Origin of the sequence: Microbacterium sp. CGR1 (assembly GCF_051062835.1) — a bacterium.
GTDB lineage: Bacteria > Actinomycetota > Actinomycetes > Actinomycetales > Microbacteriaceae > Microbacterium.
Genome location: NZ_JAOTPG010000001.1, coordinates 65,288 through 81,255, shown reverse-complemented (window position 1 = coordinate 81,255; position 15,968 = coordinate 65,288). Strand labels below are relative to the sequence as shown.

At 67.0% G+C, this 15,968-nt stretch carries 12 protein-coding genes and 2 riboswitches; of the genes, 2 read left to right on the top strand and 10 right to left on the bottom strand.

From position 1 onward, the window contains the following. Positions 1–113: 113 nt before the first annotated feature. Positions 114–1,007: a phospholipase gene (locus OD997_RS00420; protein WP_434329875.1), complete on the bottom strand. Its 894-nt coding sequence runs from the start codon at positions 1,005–1,007 to the stop codon at positions 114–116. A gap of 163 nt (positions 1,008–1,170) precedes the next feature. Then, positions 1,171–3,084: a translational GTPase TypA gene (typA, locus tag OD997_RS00415; RefSeq protein ID WP_434329874.1), complete on the bottom strand. Its 1,914-nt coding sequence runs from the start codon at positions 3,082–3,084 to the stop codon at positions 1,171–1,173. A gap of 138 nt (positions 3,085–3,222) precedes the next feature. Between typA and OD997_RS00410 the strand changes: the two genes are divergently transcribed. Then, positions 3,223–4,293: a hypothetical protein gene (locus tag OD997_RS00410; protein WP_434329873.1), complete on the top strand. Its 1,071-nt coding sequence runs from the start codon at positions 3,223–3,225 to the stop codon at positions 4,291–4,293. Positions 4,294–4,327: 34 nt separating this feature from the next. Further along, the gene (locus tag OD997_RS00405) at positions 4,328–5,110 is read left to right on the top strand and encodes a CPBP family intramembrane glutamic endopeptidase (RefSeq protein WP_434329872.1); all 783 of its coding nucleotides are present in this window, start codon (positions 4,328–4,330) and stop codon (positions 5,108–5,110) included. A 24-nt stretch (positions 5,111–5,134) separates the two neighbouring features. On the opposite strand, the gene OD997_RS00400 is transcribed toward OD997_RS00405, so the two are convergent. The 8 genes from OD997_RS00400 to OD997_RS00365 form a co-directional block, all read right to left on the bottom strand. Next, complete coding sequence (locus OD997_RS00400; RefSeq protein ID WP_434329871.1) at positions 5,135–5,698, bottom strand: PH domain-containing protein; 564 nt, start codon at positions 5,696–5,698, stop codon at positions 5,135–5,137. 2 nt (positions 5,699–5,700) lie between these two features. Further along, positions 5,701–7,374, bottom strand: a complete 1,674-nt coding sequence (locus tag OD997_RS00395; protein WP_434329870.1) for a dipeptide ABC transporter ATP-binding protein — start codon at positions 7,372–7,374, stop codon at positions 5,701–5,703. Beyond that, on the bottom strand, positions 7,371–8,315 hold the full coding sequence (locus OD997_RS00390) for an ABC transporter permease (protein ID WP_434329869.1): 945 nt from the start codon (positions 8,313–8,315) through the stop codon (positions 7,371–7,373). The genes OD997_RS00395 and OD997_RS00390 overlap by 4 nt, the downstream gene beginning before the upstream one ends. Continuing rightward, complete coding sequence (locus OD997_RS00385) at positions 8,308–9,234, bottom strand: ABC transporter permease (protein WP_434329868.1); 927 nt, start codon at positions 9,232–9,234, stop codon at positions 8,308–8,310. Before OD997_RS00385 ends, OD997_RS00390 begins: the two co-directional genes overlap by 8 nt. A 101-nt stretch (positions 9,235–9,335) precedes the next feature. After that, complete coding sequence (locus OD997_RS00380) at positions 9,336–10,970, bottom strand: peptide ABC transporter substrate-binding protein (RefSeq protein ID WP_434329867.1); 1,635 nt, start codon at positions 10,968–10,970, stop codon at positions 9,336–9,338. A gap of 224 nt (positions 10,971–11,194) precedes the next feature. Further along, entirely contained in the window at positions 11,195–14,026 is a 2,832-nt protein-coding gene (gene gcvP / locus OD997_RS00375; protein WP_434332301.1) for an aminomethyl-transferring glycine dehydrogenase, read from the bottom strand. 61 nt (positions 14,027–14,087) lie between these two features. After that, positions 14,088–14,465 (bottom strand): glycine cleavage system protein GcvH, encoded by a 378-nt coding sequence (gcvH, locus tag OD997_RS00370; protein WP_434329866.1) that lies wholly within the window; start codon positions 14,463–14,465, stop codon positions 14,088–14,090. Next, the gene (locus OD997_RS00365; RefSeq protein ID WP_434329865.1) at positions 14,462–15,646 is read right to left on the bottom strand and encodes a glycine cleavage system aminomethyltransferase GcvT; all 1,185 of its coding nucleotides are present in this window, start codon (positions 15,644–15,646) and stop codon (positions 14,462–14,464) included. The genes gcvH and OD997_RS00365 overlap by 4 nt, the downstream gene beginning before the upstream one ends. Before the next feature lie 54 nt (positions 15,647–15,700). After that, positions 15,701–15,802, bottom strand: a riboswitch (glycine riboswitch). 1 nt (position 15,803) lies between these two features. Next, positions 15,804–15,898, bottom strand: a riboswitch (glycine riboswitch). Positions 15,899–15,968 lie beyond the last annotated feature (70 nt).

Genomic DNA, 15,968 nt, shown 5'->3' with positions numbered 1-15,968 from the left:
CGCGCTGCCTAGAGGCAGTTCCGATCGCGTCGAGACCGCATCAGAAACGCCGAGACCCACCGCCGCATCGGATGCGGGGTGGGTCTCGGCGGATGCTGTCTGTCAGACCGGATTCAGTACCAGTTGGATGCCTGAGAGTGGCCCCAGGCGCTGCAGGGGGCGCCATACACGGAGTCGATGTAGCCCAGACCCCACGCGATCTGGGTCGCCGCGTTGGTCTGCCAGTCGCTTCCGGCAGACGCCATCTTGCTTCCGGGAAGGGCCTGCGGGATGCCGGTGGCACCGCCCGACGCGTTGTACGCCTGGTAGTTCCAGCCGGACTCCTTGGTCCACAGCGAGTTCAGGCAGGAGAACTGATCCTCTCCCCATCCGTACCTGTCGGCCATCATCTGACGAGCGGTGGCCTTCGCCCCCTCGGGGGTGTTCGCCTGCGCCAGTGCGGCAGCCTCGGCCGCCGCCTGCTCGGCCGCAGCCCGGGCCGCGTCGTCGGCCGCCTTCTTCTCCTGGGCGGCGGTGAACGCGGCCTGAAGCGCGGCGGTGCCGGCGATGACGTCGTCCGTGCCGGTGGAGGTCTCGACGGCGACAGAGGAGAGCAGCAGCGCCGGCATCGAGTCGCGATCGCCGCTCAGGCGATCGATGTCGGCGGCGAGATCATCGGTCGCGACGGAGGATGGCTCGGCTCCGAGGTCGAGACCGGAGGCTGCGACCTCGGTGTTCAGTGCCTCCGCCGCAGCCACGGCGTCCTCTGCCAGAGCGATCGTGATCGCCGAGTCGTCGGCGATCTTGGCCAGGGGCTCGCCGCCGGTCACGAACGAGGTCACCTCGGCGACAGCATCCGGCATCTCTGCCCCGGCAGCAGGACCCGCCGCCATACCGACGGTGACCGCGAGTCCGAGGACAGCACCCGCGACCGTGCCGAAGATCATCTTGGGGCGGCGTGCGGTGACCGCGTTACGGGCGGACGCCGCCGCGTGGGCGCGCCGAAGCGCACGGGAGGTGTGAAGCATGGGTTCGACTTTCGGGTCGTCGTACGCCCGTCACAGGACACTCATCGGGAGATCGCCCCAGGCGCAAGGTAACGATTCTGCAACGGCCCGCCTGTGCGTTTCATGAAAAAAGAGCCCTGTACAGCCATTTACGGCTGTACAGGGCCCTTCTCTTAGACGATTCTCAGGAGCCGGCGTCCTGACGCTTCAGGCGCGCGGTGTCGCGAGCACGCGTGTTGGCGTCGAGGTTGACCTTGCGGATGCGAACGACCTCGGGCGTGACCTCGACGCATTCGTCGTCACGCGCGAACTCGAGGCTCTCCTCGAGTGTGAGCTGGCGCGGAGGGGTCATCGACTCGAAGGTGTCGGAGCTCGCCGCACGCATGTTGGTGAGCTTCTTCTCCTTCGTGATGTTCACGTCCATGTCGTCGGCGCGCGAGTTCTCGCCGATGACCATGCCCTCGTAGACCTCCTGCGTCGGCTGCACGAAGAACGACATGCGCTCCTGCAGGGCGATCATCGCGAACGGGGTGACGACACCCTGACGGTCGGCGACGATCGATCCGTTCTGGCGGGTCGTGATCGATCCTGCCCACGGCTCGTAGCCGTGGGAGATCGCGTTGGCGATGCCGGTACCGCGCGTCGTAGTGAGGAACTCGCTGCGGAAGCCGATGAGGCCGCGCGACGGGACGACGAACTCCATGCGCACCCAGCCGGTGCCGTGGTTCGTCATGTTCTCCATACGACCCTTGCGGCCCGCGAGCAGCTGGGTGATCGCACCGAGGTGCTCCTCCGGCGTGTCGATCGTCAGGTGCTCGAACGGCTCGTACGTCTTGCCGTCGACCTTCTTCGTGACGACCTGCGGCTTGCCGACGGTGAGCTCGAAGCCCTCGCGACGCATGTTCTCGACGAGGATCGCCAGTGCGAGCTCGCCACGGCCCTGAACCTCCCAGGCGTCGGGACGCCCGATGTCGACGACCTTGAGCGAGACGTTACCGATCAGCTCCTTGTCGAGACGGTCCTTGACCATACGAGCGGTGAGCTTGTGGCCCTTGACCTTGCCCATGAGCGGCGAGGTGTTGGTGCCGATCGTCATCGAGATGGCGGGGTCGTCGACCGTGATCGCGGGAAGCGGGCGGACGTCCTCGGGGTCGGCGATGGTCTCGCCGATGGTGATGTTCTCGAAGCCGGCGATGGCGACGATGTCGCCGGGGCCTGCGGACTCAGCGGGGTAGCGCTCGAGCGCACGCGTCTTGAGCAGCTCCGTGATGCGCGCGTTCTGGTGCGTGCCGTCTGCACGGACCCAGGCGACGGTCTGGCCCTTCTTCAGCGTGCCGTTGAAGACACGCAGCAGCGCGAGGCGACCGAGGAAGGGGCTGGAGTCGAGGTTGGTGACCCAGGCCTGCAGCGGGTGCTCGTCGTCGTACGCCGGAGCCGGGACGTGCTCGAGGATCGCCTCGAAGAGCGGCTCGAGGTCGTCGTTGTCGGGCAGCGAACCGTCGGCCGGGCGGTTGCGCGACGCAGCGCCGGCACGGCCGGAGGCGTAGACGACCGGCACGTCGAGCAGTGCGTCGACGTCGAGGTCGGGCACGTCGTCGACGAGGTCGGATGCGAGGCCCAGGAGCAGGTCGTGGGCTTCTTCCTCGACCTCGGCGATGCGAGCGTCGGGACGGTCGGTCTTGTTGACCAGGAGGATGACGGGGAGCTTGGACTCGAGAGCCTTGCGCAGCACGAAGCGGGTCTGCGGAAGCGGGCCCTCGCTGGCGTCGACGAGCAGGACGACACCGTCGACCATCGACAGGCCGCGCTCGACCTCTCCACCGAAGTCGGCGTGACCGGGGGTGTCGATCACGTTGATCGTGATCTCCTTGCCCTGGGCGTGCTTGCCCTTGTAGGTGATCGCCGTGTTCTTGGCGAGGATCGTGATGCCCTTCTCGCGCTCCAGGTCGTTGGAGTCCATCGCGCGCTCATCGACGTGGGCGTGTTCGCCGAACGAGCCCGTCTGACGCAGCATGGCGTCGACGAGAGTGGTCTTGCCGTGGTCGACGTGCGCGACGATTGCGACGTTGCGGAGGTCAGAGCGAAGGGCGTGCGCCATGCATATGTCCTAAAGAGTGTGGGGTTTTGTCGAGAAGCCGACGTCCCAGACTATCGTATTCGGGCGAGTCGTTCCTGAACACCGAAGTACGACCTCGACCGTCGCGCCGATGCGAGGGCTGTGCGATACCGTGGCCGCATGAGCGGCCACATGCACGACACCGACCTGGCCGCCGTGCAGAATCCTGCGACGCCACCCGCTCTGCTCGCAGAGATAGCCGCACGCCGGGGAGATCTGCATTCGCTCCTACTGCATCACCCCGCCTGCTACCCGCAGCTGCGCGAGTGGATACTCGCAGTCAATCCCGCGATCCGAGCGGCGATGGCTGCTCCAGCCCCAGCCCCGGTTCCGCGGCGAGGAAGGGGCGGGCTGTGCGCGCTCCTCGGTTGCGGTGGAATCGCTCTGCTGGGCTTCGCCCTCGTCGTGGTGCTCGTCGTCGCAGGGCTGTTCGCGTCCTCTTCGTCGCCGGAGCAGCCGGAAGCGCAGGGAACCGGCTCCCGCTCCGAGTCGCTGGCGGCGTTCGATGCGGAGCGGAGCAGGTTCTATGAGCTCTATGCACAGATCGAGGCGAACCCGGTGGCTCCCCTGGTCGCGGACCTCATGACGTTCCGACGTCTGGAGGCGTCGATCTCGCAGCCCCCTGTCACCGACGCGTCGGTCGCTGACCGCGCGAGCGAAGCCAAGGCCATCCGGCAGAGCCTCGAGCAGCGGATCGCCGACGCCGCCGCGCGACGAGCGAACGTCTCCGGTTCGGTCAGCGAGGCGATCGTCGACGAAGCCGGCCAGGGATTCATCGACATCGCATGGAACGCGGACACCGAGTGCGGGACCCCCGGAGAGCCGGATGACGGACGTGTGACGATCGGCTGCATCTCCGAGGAAACGCTGACGGTTCACCTTCTGCCTGAAGACCAGCTCGGCGGCGACACCGCCATCCGTCTGGTCGTTCTGCACGAGCTCTCGCACCTCTACATGCGAGCCGACAGCGATGCGAACGGGGCCGAGCTGGGGTCATCTGGCGTCCTCGTCGAGCAGGGGCACTTTCAGGGGAACAGCGAGGTGTTCGCCGACTGCTACGCATTGACCTATCTGGATCTGTGGACCCTGACCTTCGACGGTCGCGACTACGGCTACGACTACATCTGCACAGCCGAAGAGCGACAGCTCATGCGCACGTGGACTGTCGAAGTGCACGCGCCCATGCCATAGCAGTGCCAGCCGCGCGAGTACGATCGGTGATGCCATGAGCCTCCCCTCGAACGCCCCATCCCCGAGAGCACGCCTGTGGTGGGAGATCGCGATCGTGCTGGCTCTCGGGCTCGGGCAGTCCGCGGTGTATGCGATCGTGCAGCTGGCCTACCGGCTCACCGACGAGACTCCTCTCGCCGATCAGACGGCCGCGCTCAATCCGTCGCGGAGCGATCGGGAGATCTTCGACCTGATCTATCAGGTCCTCTCGATCGGATTCTCGATCGTCCCGGTGCTGCTGGTCTGCTTCCTGCTCTGGCAGTCGTCGAGGCCGCACCTCGGCAGGCTCGGCCTCGACGGGACCCGCGTGGGTGCCGACATAGGGCGGGGCGTGCTGCTCGTCGCGGCGATCGGCATCCCGGGGATCGGGCTTTACCTGGCCGGAAGAGCCATGGGAATCTTCGTCGCGGTCGACCCCTCGGGCCAAGGCGCCCACTGGTGGACCGTGCCGATCCTCCTTCTCGCGGCAGCCCGTGCATCGCTGCAGGAGGAGTTCGTGGTGCTGGGGTACCTGTTCGCCCGCCTGAAGCAGCTCGGGTGCGGTCCGTGGACCATCATCCTGACGACGTCGCTGCTGCGCGCGAGCTACCACCTCTACCAGGGCCCCGGCGCCTTCATCGGCAACTTCGCGATGGGCCTGCTGTTCGGCTGGCTGTTCCAGCGCAGTGGCCGGCTCATGCCGTTCCTGGTGGCGCACTTCCTGATCGACGCGACGGTTTTCGTCGGCTACCCCTGGGCCGCTGACGCGTTCCCCGCACTGTTCGGCCTTCCGGGCTGAGAGTGCCGAGCCTCACGCAGGCGTTCAGGCGTTGGCGATGAGGACCGACACGACGGCCCAGAGCACGATCACAGCGAGCGCGATGAGCGCGCGCGAATCCCAGGTGCGTCGGAGAGGAGCATCCGCGGTCACCGGTGCGTCCTGCCAGCGGTCACGGATCTCGGTCAGGTCGCGTAGGCCGGCCGGAGCCTTCGCCTCGTCATCGCCGCTCGTGGGGCGACGGACCGGGCGCGCTCGTGCGGGCCCCCCGTAGCAGGCGAGATCCTTGCCGTCGTCGAGCGTGAAGAGCAACTGCCAGCGGAGGTCGATGTCGCGCACCCGGCTCCAGCCGAACGACGTGCGCCGGAGCATGTTCTGCACGACAGCGCCCTGGGCGTCGACACGCACGACCGACACGAAGGCGATCTCGTAGACCACCCAGAGCCCGAGCAGCACCCACGGGGCGAGCAGGAGCATCTGCCCCCACCCCGCGCGCACGACGGCGTCGCCGAGCAGGAAGAGCGCGAGCAGCGAGCACAGGACGAGGGAGACAGGCCCGGAGGCCGCACGGAATGTCCGTGCGGCCTCCGGTCGAGGTTCGACGCTCACTCTCAGTGACCGCCGAGGGTGATCGTCGCGCCAGGGATCGCCTTCAGCAGACGATCCGTGTACTCCTGCTGCGGGTTGGCGAAGATCTCGTCGACAGTGCCCTGCTCGACGATCCTGCCCTTCTCCATGACACACACGAGATCGCTCGATACGCGGACCACCGCGAGGTCATGCGTGATGAACAGATACGTGAGCCCGAGCTCCGACTGGAGTTCCGCCAGCAGCTGCAGCACCTGATCCTGCACCAGCACGTCGAGCGCCGACACGGCCTCGTCGAGCACGATGATGTCGGGCTTGAGCGCGAGCGCACGGGCGATCGCCACGCGCTGACGCTGTCCTCCCGACAGCTCGTTCGGATACCGGGATGCGAGCACGCGAGGCAGCGAGACCTGGTCGAGTAGCTCCTCCACCCGCTCGCGCTGCGATGCGCGATCGCCGACACCGTGGATCTGCAGCGGCTCGGCGATGGTGTTGCCGATGTTGCGCAGCGGGTCGAGCGAACCGTACGGGTCCTGGAAGACCGGCTGCATGCGCCGACGCAGACCGAACGCCTGTGCGTTCGACAGCCGGGACACGTCCTGGCCGTCGATCTCGATGGTTCCGCTGGTCGGCTCTTCGAGCTTCAGCACCATCTTCGCGACGGTGGACTTGCCCGAGCCCGACTCGCCCACGAGCGCGAGCGTCTTACCCCGAGGGATCTCGAACGACACGTCGTCGACCGCGCGGAAGGCTTCACTGCGGAAGCCCCCCTGACGGATCCGGTAGTCCTTCGTGAGGCCCGCGACACGCACCGTGGGCGGAATGGCGGCGAGGTCCTCGAGCGTCTCGATACCTCTGTCCTCCACCACCGCCTGGATGCGCTGCGATGCGACGCTGGGCGCGGCAGAGACCAGACGCTTCGTGTACGGGTGCTGCGGGTTCTCGAGGATCTCGCGGCTGGGACCCGCCTCGACGATGTTTCCGCCGTTCATCACGATGATCTTGTCCGCTCGCTCGGCCGCAAGGCCGAGGTCGTGCGTGATCAGGAGCACCGAGGTGCCCTTGTCGCGAGTGAGCGAGGCCATATGATCGAGGATCACGCGCTGCACCGTCACGTCGAGAGCCGAGGTCGGCTCGTCGGCGATGAGCAGCTTCGGGTCGGCCGCGAGGCCCATCCCGATCAGCGCACGCTGGCGCATTCCACCTGAGAACTGATGCGGGAACTGGTGCAGACGCTTCTCGGCGTCTGCGAGCCCTGCCTGCTTCAGCACCTCGACCGTGCGTGCCTTCGCGGCCTCGCGCCCCTGGGCGATGCCGTTCGCACGGATCGCCTCCTTGACCTGGAAGCCGATGCTCCAGACGGGGTTGAGGTTGGACATCGGGTCCTGCGGCACGAAGCCGATGTCCCGACCGCGGACGGCTTCGATCTCACGACGGTTCAGTGTCGTGAGCTCGCGCCCCTCGAGGGTGATCGAACCGGCTGTGACCTCGCCGGTTCCCGGGAGCAGGTTCACGATGGCCGTGGCCGTCGTCGACTTGCCCGAGCCGGACTCGCCGACGATCGCGACCGTCTCACCGGGCATGACATCGAAGCTGACTCCGTGGAGCACTTCGCGCAGGCCCTCCTGCGTGCGGAACGCGACGCTGAGATCACGGATGCTCAGCAGCGGGACCTGTTCGGTGATTCGCTCGCTCATCGGCGTGCCCTCGCCTTCGGGTCGAGGGCGTCTCGGATGAGCTCGCCCAGGGTGACGAACGCCAGCACCGCGAGGGTGAGCGCGATCGACGGATAGATGAGCGCCATGGGCGCGACACGCAGCGATGCCTGCGCCTTGGCGATGTCGTTGCCCCACGACATCACATCGCTGCCGAGGCCGACCCCGAGGAACGAGAGCGTCGCCTCGGCGACGATCGCTGCCGCGAGTCCGAGCGTCGACACCACGAGAAGCGGCGCGATCGCATTGGGCACGACGTGGTTCAGGAGGATCTTGAACTTCGACTGGCCGAGTGCCTGCGACGCCATGACGAAGTCGGCTTGACGGACTCTGAGCACCTCAGCTCGAACGACACGGGCGGTCGACGCCCAGGCGAACGCACCGATGGCGAACGCGAGCGTCCACACCGATCGGGAGTCGCGGAACACGGTCATCACGACGACGGCCGCGAGGATGTACGGGATCGCGAAGAAGATGTCACCGATGCGCGACAGCAGGCCATCGAGCCACCCGCCGTAGAAGCCCGCGAGGGCTCCCATGATCAGGCCGAGGACCGACGAGATCACCGTGGCGATCAGGCCGACCGCCAGCGAGGTCTGCGAACCCCAGACGATCCGTGCGTAGATGTCGCAGCCCTGGAACGTGAATCCGAGGGGGTGCCCGTCTGTCGGCCCGCCGTTGCTGTTCGACAGCTGGCAGTCGTCGTTCGGCGGCGTGGCCGTGAACAGCGTCGGCCACAGCGCCATCACCAGGAAGAAGAGCGCGAGGACGATCGAGAACCAGAACAGCGGACGACGCCGCAGGTCGAACCAGGCATCCCGCCAGAGGTTGCTGGGCTTGTCCGAGATGCGGACGGCATCGACTGCGATCGACTCCGTCTCGATCGGGGCGACGTAGTGCTTCTGAGATGTGGGATCAGGCATAGCGAATCCTCGGGTCGAGCAGACCGTAGAGCAGGTCGATGAGAAGGTTCACCAACACGTACAGGATGACGAACACCGTCACGAACGAGACGACCGTAGGTCCCTCGCCGCGCTGGATCGCCTGGAACAGCGTGTTTCCCACACCGGGGACGTTGAAGATGCCCTCGGTGACGGTGGCACCCACGAGCAGCACACCGAAGTTGGTGGCCGAGTTGGTGATCACGGGGATGAGCGAGTTGCGCAGCACGTGCACGGGAAGCACGCGGTTGCGCGAGAGCCCCTTGCTGTAGGCCGTGCGCACCCAGTCCTGGTTCAACGTCTCGATGACCGAGCTGCGCATCAGACGCATGCTCACGGCGTAGAGACTGAAACCGAGCACGATCGCAGGCAGCCAGAGGCCGCCCCAGTCGTTGTCCGCACCGACCGTCGGCTTGAACCACCCGAGCTGGATCGCGAGGAAGTACTGCGCGAGGAACGCGACCACGAAGATCGGGATCGCGATCGCGACGAGCGCCACGACCAGCGAGACGTTGTCGAACAGCTTGCCCTTGCGCAGCGCCGAGATCGTGCCGATGATGATCGCCAGCACGAACTCGATGGCGATCGCCATGACGGCCAGACGTCCGGTCACGGGAAGCGTGGCGGCGAGAACGGCCGAGACCGGCCGACCGGAGTACGTGGTGCCCAGGTCGCCCTGGAACACGCCGGTGATGTAGTACCAGTACTGCACGATGAACGGCTGATCGAGGTGGTACTGCGCGCGCAGCTGCTCGACGACCGCCGGGTTGGGGGTCTTGTCGCCGAACAGGGCGAGGATCGGGTCGCCGGGCATGGCGAACACGAGGAAGTAAATGAGCAGGGTGGCTCCGAAGAAGACCGGGATCACCTGCAGAAGACGTCTCAGAATGTAACCGAGCATCCGCCTGTCCCTTCTTGAGGGGAAAGAAAGCTACGTGAACACAAGCCTGTGAGGCGATGACGAAAAATCGTCACCGCCTCACAGGTGAAGTGCCGTCAGACTTACTCGCCGGCCTTCGTGATCTCGTAGTAGAGCGGAACGGAGTTCCAGCCGAACGTCACGTTGTCGACGTTCTCGCTGAAGCCGCCGGTCACGTTCGAGTACCACAGCGGGATCGCGGGCAGGTCCTTGAACAAGACCTCCTGCGCCTTGGTGAAGTCCTCGATCTGTGCGTCGGCGTCGGGGTTGCTGATGCCGGCGGCGATGAGGTCGTCGAACTCGGGGTTCGAGTAGTCACCGTCGTTCGAGCCTGCGCCCGTCGCGTAGAGCGGTCCGAGGAAGTTGTACAGACCCGGGTAGTCGGCCTGCCAGCCCGAGCGCGCAGCCGTGGTGATGCTGCGGTCGTTGATCTTCGTGCGAAGGTCCTGGAAGGTCGGGTACGGGTCGCCCGATGCCTCGATGCCGAGCGTGTTCTTGATGCTGTTGCTCACTGCGTCGACCCAGGCGTCGTGCCCGCCGTCGGAGTTGTAAGCGATCTTGAACTCGCCGTCCCACGGTGCGATGGCGTCGGCCTCGGCCCACAGCTTCTTCGCCTCGTCGGGGTTGTACTCGAGGACCTCGCTGCCGGGAACCGAGTCAGACCAGCCGTCGATGACGGGAGACGTGAAGTCGGATGCCGGGGTGCGGGTACCCGAGAAGATGGTCTCGGTGATCTCGTCGCGGTTGATCGCCATCGACAGCGCCTGACGACGCAGCTGGCCCTCTTCGCCGCTGAAGTGCGGGAGGAACTGGCCGATGGTGAACGACTGGAACACAGCCGAGGGCTGGTTCACGGCGCGGTCGCCGAGCTCGTCGGTGAAGACCGGGAGCGAGTTCGTCGGGATCGCGTCGATCACGTCGACCTCGTTCGAGAGCAGGTCGGCGTAGGCCGCTTCCTGCGTCGCGTAGAACTTGATCGTCAGACCGCCGTTGGCTGCCTTGCGGCCGCCGTCGTAGTCGTCGTTGCGGACGAGGTCGATCTGCACGTCGTGCTGCCATGCGTCGGCGCCGTCGATCATGTACGGACCGTTACCGATCGGGTTCTGACCGAAGGCGTCCATGTCCTCGAACGCGACGTCGGGGAGCGGGTAGAACGCCGAGTATCCGAGACGCAGAGCGAAGTCGGAGGCCGGCTTGTTCAGCGCGATCGTGAAGGTGTAGTCGTCGACCTGCTCGAGGCCGGTGAGCTCCGAGTCCACGTCGTAGCTGAAGCCCTCGATGTCCTCGAAGAAGTAGCTGGACAGGTGGCCGTTGGAGAGCTTGGCGCCCTCGTTCCACGCCTTGATGAAGTTGTCGGCGGTGACCTCTTCACCATCGGTGAAGGTCAGGCCTTCCTTGATCTTGACCGTGAGGTGCTGCGGGTCCTCGGTGGTGATCTCCTCAGCCACGTCGTTCACCGGCTTGCCGTCGGCGTCGTAGTAGATCAGACCGGCGAAGATCTCGTCGAGGATCTTTCCGCCCCCCACCTCGTTGGTGTTGGTCGGGATCAGCGGGTTCTCCGGCTCGGAGCCGTTCGTGGTGATGATGGCATCTGCGTCGACGTTCGCGCCGGAGCCGCCGTCGCCTTCGTTGCCTCCACCGCTCGCGCAGCCCGCGAGCGCCAGGGCGCCGATCGCGAACAGCGCGGTGCCCGCAAGGGCGATCTTGTTGCGCTTCACTTGTGTCCTCCTGTGGACGGGAATTCATCAGACTGCGCGCTCACAATCGAGCGCGTAGGGATAGTTGACTGTAACCCGCGATTCAGAGGTCATCGCACTCGGCTAATGAACCGTTACTGAGTGGTGACCATCTGTAATCTCGCGGAAACATGCGGAAATGCACGGAAACGAGAAGCGGCGCCGCATCCCGAAGAACACGACGCCGCCTCAGCGCGATCGTCCGATCAGGCGAAGGCCTCGATCGGAGGGCAGGCGCAGACGAGGTTGCGGTCACCGTACGCCTGGTCGATGCGGCGCACCGGCGGCCAGTACTTTCCTGCGACCAGGGCGTGCACAGGATAGGCGGCGTCCTCGCGGGTGTACGCGTGATCCCACTCCCCCGCGATCAGCGAGAGCGCGGTGTGCGGCGCGTGGACCAGCGGGTTGTCATCGGCGGGCCAGCGCCCGGCCGCGACGGCATCCGCCTCGGCCTTGATCATGATCATCGCCTCGATGAAGCGCTCGATCTCGCCGAGGTCCTCCGACTCCGTCGGCTCGACCATCAGCGTGCCCGCGACGGGGAACGACATGGTCGGGGCGTGGAAGCCGTAGTCGATGAGGCGCTTGGCGACGTCGTCGACCGTGATCCCGGTCGCCTCCTTCAGCGGACGCAGGTCGAGGATGCACTCGTGGGCGACGCGCCCGTTCTCGCCGGCGTACAGCACCGGGTAGTGCTCGCCGAGGCGCGCGGCGATGTAGTTCGCCGAGAGCACCGCAGCGGCCGTCGCGTGGCGGAGGCCGTCGGCCCCCATCATCCGCACGTACGACCAGGAGATCGGCAGGATGCCCGCCGAGCCGTAGGGTGCTGCCGATACGGCGCCGCCCTCGAAGACGAATCCGCCCGCGTGCTCCGCCCGCTGGGCGAGCGGATGCGACGGCAGATACGGCGCGAGGTGCGCCTTGGCCGCGACGGGGCCCACACCGGGGCCGCCGCCGCCGTGCGGGATAGCGAACGTCTTGTGCAGGTTGAGGTGCGAGACGTCGCCTCCCAGGTCGCCGAAACGGGCGTAGCCGAGCAGTGCGTTAAGGTTCGCGCCGTCGACGTAGACCTGCCCACCGGCGTCGTGCACGGCGGTCGTGATCTCCACCACGTCCTGCTCGTACACCCCGTGCGTGGACGGATAGGTGATCATCAGCGCGGACAGCTCGTCGGCGTGCGCGGCGATCTTCGCCCGCAGGTCGTCGAGGTCGACGTTGCCGAGCTCGTCGCAGGCGACGACGACGACCTTCATGCCGGCGAGCACCGCGGAGGCGGCGTTCGTCCCGTGTGCGGACGACGGGATCAGGCACACCGTGCGCTGCGTGTCGCCGTTCGCCAGATGGTAGCCGCGGATCGCGAGGAGCCCTGCGAGCTCGCCCTGCGAACCCGCATTCGGCTGCAGCGACACCGCGTCGTACCCGGTGACCTCGGCGAGCCATGCCTCGAGCTGGGTGATCATGTCGAGGTACCCCTCGACGTCGGAGGCCGGAGCGAACGGGTGGATGCCCGCGAACTCGGGCCACGTGATCGACGCCATCTCGGTCGCCGCGTTGAGCTTCATCGTGCACGACCCGAGGGGGATCATGCCGCGGTCGAGCGCGTAGTCGCGATCGGCGAGGCTCTTCAGGTAGCGCATCATCGCGGTCTCGCTGCGGTGCGCGTGGAACACGGGATGCGTGAGGTACTCGTCCTGACGGAGCAGCTCGTCGGGAAGCGCCCCGTGCGAGCCCGATCCGTAGAAGCCGAATGCGCGCTCCTGCGCACCGCCGAAGACGCGAGCGACCTGGTGGAGCTCGCCGACAGTCGTGGTCTCGTCGACCGAGATCCCGACCGTGTCGGCATCGGCCGCGTGCAGCAGGATGCCGAAGCCGTGATGGGCCTGCTCCACGTACTCGGCCGCGCGGCCGGGAACCCGCACCTGAAGGGTGTCGAAGAACCCGTCGTGCACGACGTCCGCACCCGCATCGGCGAGCCAGTCGCGCAGCATCGTGGTCTTGGCGGCGACCTCTGCGGCGATCGCACGCAGTCCGTCAGGACCGTGGTAGACCGCGTACATCGACGCCATCACCGCGAGCAGCACCTGCGCGGTGCAGATGTTGCTGGTCGCCTTCTCGCGACGGATGTGCTGCTCGCGCGTCTGCAGGGACAGCCGATACGCCGGCTTGCCATCCGCATCGACCGAGACACCGACGAGGCGTCCGGGCAGCTGCCGCTCGAGGCCTGCGCGCACGGCCATGTAGCCGGCGTGCGGTCCTCCGAAGCCGATCGGCACACCGAAGCGCTGCGTGGTGCCGACCGCGACGTCCGCGCCGAGCGAACCGGGTGAGGCGATCAGGGTGAGTGCGAGCAGATCGGCCGCGACGACCGCGAGTCCGCCGGCGAGGTGGGCGGCGTCGATCACGGCGCTGGGGTTCCAGACGCGACCGGACGCACCCGGATACTGCACGAAGACACCGAACAGCTCCGCGGGGAGCTCTTCCTCTGCGGCGAAGTCGACCGTCACGAGCTCGATGCCCACCGCCTCGGCGCGGGTCTCGAGCAGCGCCTTCGTCTGCGGGAAGGCGTCGGCGTCGACGGCGAACACGTTCGACGCCTTCTTCGATGCGCGTCGCGCGAGCAGCATCCCCTCGACGACCGCGGTCGACTCGTCGAGCATCGACGCGTTGGCCGTGGTGAGACCGGTGAGCTCGGCCACCATGGTCTGGAAGTTGATCAGCGCCTCGAGGCGTCCCTGCGAGATCTCTGGCTGGTAGGGCGTGTAGGCCGTGTACCAGGACGGGTTCTCGAGCACGTTGCGCTGGATCACCTGCGGGGTGATCGTGCCGTAGTACCCGAGGCCGATCATCGGCCGGTTCACCGTGTTGCGAGCGGCGATCGCCCGCAGCTCGGAGAGAGCCTCGGTCTCACTCGCCGCGCGAGGGATGACCGAGTCCGTGGAGGCAGAGGTGAAGATCGAAGAGGGCACGGCCTGGCGCATCAGCGCCTCGACCGGGCTCCAGTCCTCGAGCGCGGACTCGACACCCAGCGCGTCGAGCATCTGACGCTGCGTGGATTCGGTGGTTCCGATGTGACGATCGGCGAAGGAGACCACTGGTCGATCAGCCCTCCGTCAGAGCGACGTAGGCGTCGCGGTCCATCAGACCCTCGAGCGCACCGTCGGCCACTGCGACCTTGATGAGCCAGCCTCCGGCGAACGGCTCGGCGTTCACGAGCGAGGGGTCGTCGACCACAGTGTCGTTGATCTCGACGACCGTGCCGGTGACGGGTGCGTAGAGCTCGCCGACCGACTTCGTCGATTCGATCTCACCCACGACGGAGCCCGCGGTGAGCTCGGTGCCGACGGCCGGGAGCTCGACGAACACGACGTCGCCCAGCTTGTCGGCGGCGTAGTCGGTGATGCCGATCGTCACGGTGTCGCCGTCAGCGGCGATCCACTCGTGCTCGTCGGTGTAGCTGAGGGCGTTGAGGTCGGTCATTTGGTCCTCCGGTAGAAAGGCAGGGCGGTCACGGTCGCGGGGATCCTGGTCCCCCGCACATCAAGGAATACTGCGGTTCCCTCCGCAGCGGAAGACGGGGCGACGTAGGCCATCGCGATCGGGTGGCCGAGCGTCGGGCTGAGCGCACCGCTCGTGATCTCGCCGAGCGCACCGCCGTCCTCGTCGACGACGGGGTATCCGGCACGGCCTGCGCGCTTGCCCTCGGCGACGAGGCCCACGAGCACCGGAGCATCGGATGCGGCATCCACGACTCCCTTGCCGATGAAGCTCTCTTTCTCGGACACGACGACTCGGCCGAGTCCTGCCTGCGACGGCTTGGTCTCGCGGGAGAGCTCGTGGCCGTAGAGGGGCATGCCCGCCTCGAGCCGGAGCGTGTCGCGCGCGGCAAGGCCGGCGGGGACGAGACCGTGCGCATGACCGGCCTCGACGAGCGCATCCCAGAGCGCCGGGGCGTCGGCGACGCGGACGAGAAGCTCGAAGCCGTCTTCGCCCGTGTACCCGGTGCGCGCGAGGAGCAGCGGGCCACCGAGGAACGAGGCGTCGGCCCACGCGTAGTACTTCTGCTCGGCCCAGGGCGTACCGACGTCGGTGATGCCCGCCGTCGTCGAAAGAATGGCCTCGGATGCCGGGCCCTGGACGGCGAGCAGCGCGTACTCGTCGGAGACGTCCTCGACGTCGACGCCACGGTCGCCGAGGAAGCCCTCGAAGGTGCGCTCCTCTGCTGCGACGAGCGCCGGCCGTTCGCGCTCGATCCGCGACGGGAACGAACGGACGCGCGAGGCGAACGCCGCGTCGACGAATCCGCGGTTGCCGGCGTTCGCGATCACCAGGAATCGATCCTCTGCGAGACGGTAGACGATGACATCGTCGATGATCCCGCCGTCGTCGGCCAGCATGAGCGAGTACTTGGCCTTGCCGACGGACATCGCCGACAGACGCCCGGCGAGAGAGTAGTCGAGGAAGGCTCCGGCGAAGTCTCCGGTGATCATGAACTCCGCCATGTGCGAGATGTCGAAGATCCCGGCAGCCTGGCGCACCGCGTGGTGCTCGGCGAGGTCGGAGGTGTAGCGCACAGGCATCTGCCAGCCGCCGAAGTCGGTGAACGAGGCGCCGAGCGCCTCATGGCGCTCGCGGAGCGGGGTGTAGCGAGGGTCGGACATGGAGTTCTCCCGGGCTGGGGCGGGCGGAACAGCGATGTCGCCGTTCCTCGGAACTCCCCCTCTGTCATGGGCCTGAGAGCTTCACCCAGAGACTGGGCTTTCACCGTCGGCGGAGCCGAGCGCTACAGCATCGCTCGATCTCGCTTTTCAGAGTGGCCGGAACCGCGCGGTACGCGTACCTGAGAGATTGGCGGGGAGGCTTGCTCCTTCGGTGCCCGGCTGCGTTCGCCGGGGCTCTCCCGCGTGGGTCATTCGGCCTGTCTTCACTTGTGCATCCAGTCTAGCGGGTCGCCCCCGCCGAGACAGGCGACGTTCCGGTTGC

Bases quoted from the DNA above. Each gene is read 5' to 3' on its own strand.
- OD997_RS00420 (WP_434329875.1), bottom strand. From the start codon at position 1,007: ATGCTTCACACCTCCCGTGCGCTTCGGCGCGCCCACGCGGCGGCGTCC.
- OD997_RS00395 (WP_434329870.1), bottom strand. From the start codon at position 7,374: ATGAGCGAGCGAATCACCGAACAGGTCCCGCTGCTGAGCATCCGTGAT.
- OD997_RS00390 (WP_434329869.1), bottom strand. From the start codon at position 8,315: ATGCCTGATCCCACATCTCAGAAGCACTACGTCGCCCCGATCGAGACG.
- OD997_RS00365 (WP_434329865.1), bottom strand. From the start codon at position 15,646: ATGTCCGACCCTCGCTACACCCCGCTCCGCGAGCGCCATGAGGCGCTC.
- gcvH (WP_434329866.1), bottom strand. From the start codon at position 14,465: ATGACCGACCTCAACGCCCTCAGCTACACCGACGAGCACGAGTGGATC.
- OD997_RS00405 (WP_434329872.1), top strand. From the start codon at position 4,328: ATGAGCCTCCCCTCGAACGCCCCATCCCCGAGAGCACGCCTGTGGTGG.
- OD997_RS00385 (WP_434329868.1), bottom strand. From the start codon at position 9,234: ATGCTCGGTTACATTCTGAGACGTCTTCTGCAGGTGATCCCGGTCTTC.
- gcvP (WP_434332301.1), bottom strand. From the start codon at position 14,026: ATGCTCGACGCGCTGGGTGTCGAGTCCGCGCTCGAGGACTGGAGCCCG.
- typA (WP_434329874.1), bottom strand. From the start codon at position 3,084: ATGGCGCACGCCCTTCGCTCTGACCTCCGCAACGTCGCAATCGTCGCG.
- OD997_RS00410 (WP_434329873.1), top strand. From the start codon at position 3,223: ATGAGCGGCCACATGCACGACACCGACCTGGCCGCCGTGCAGAATCCT.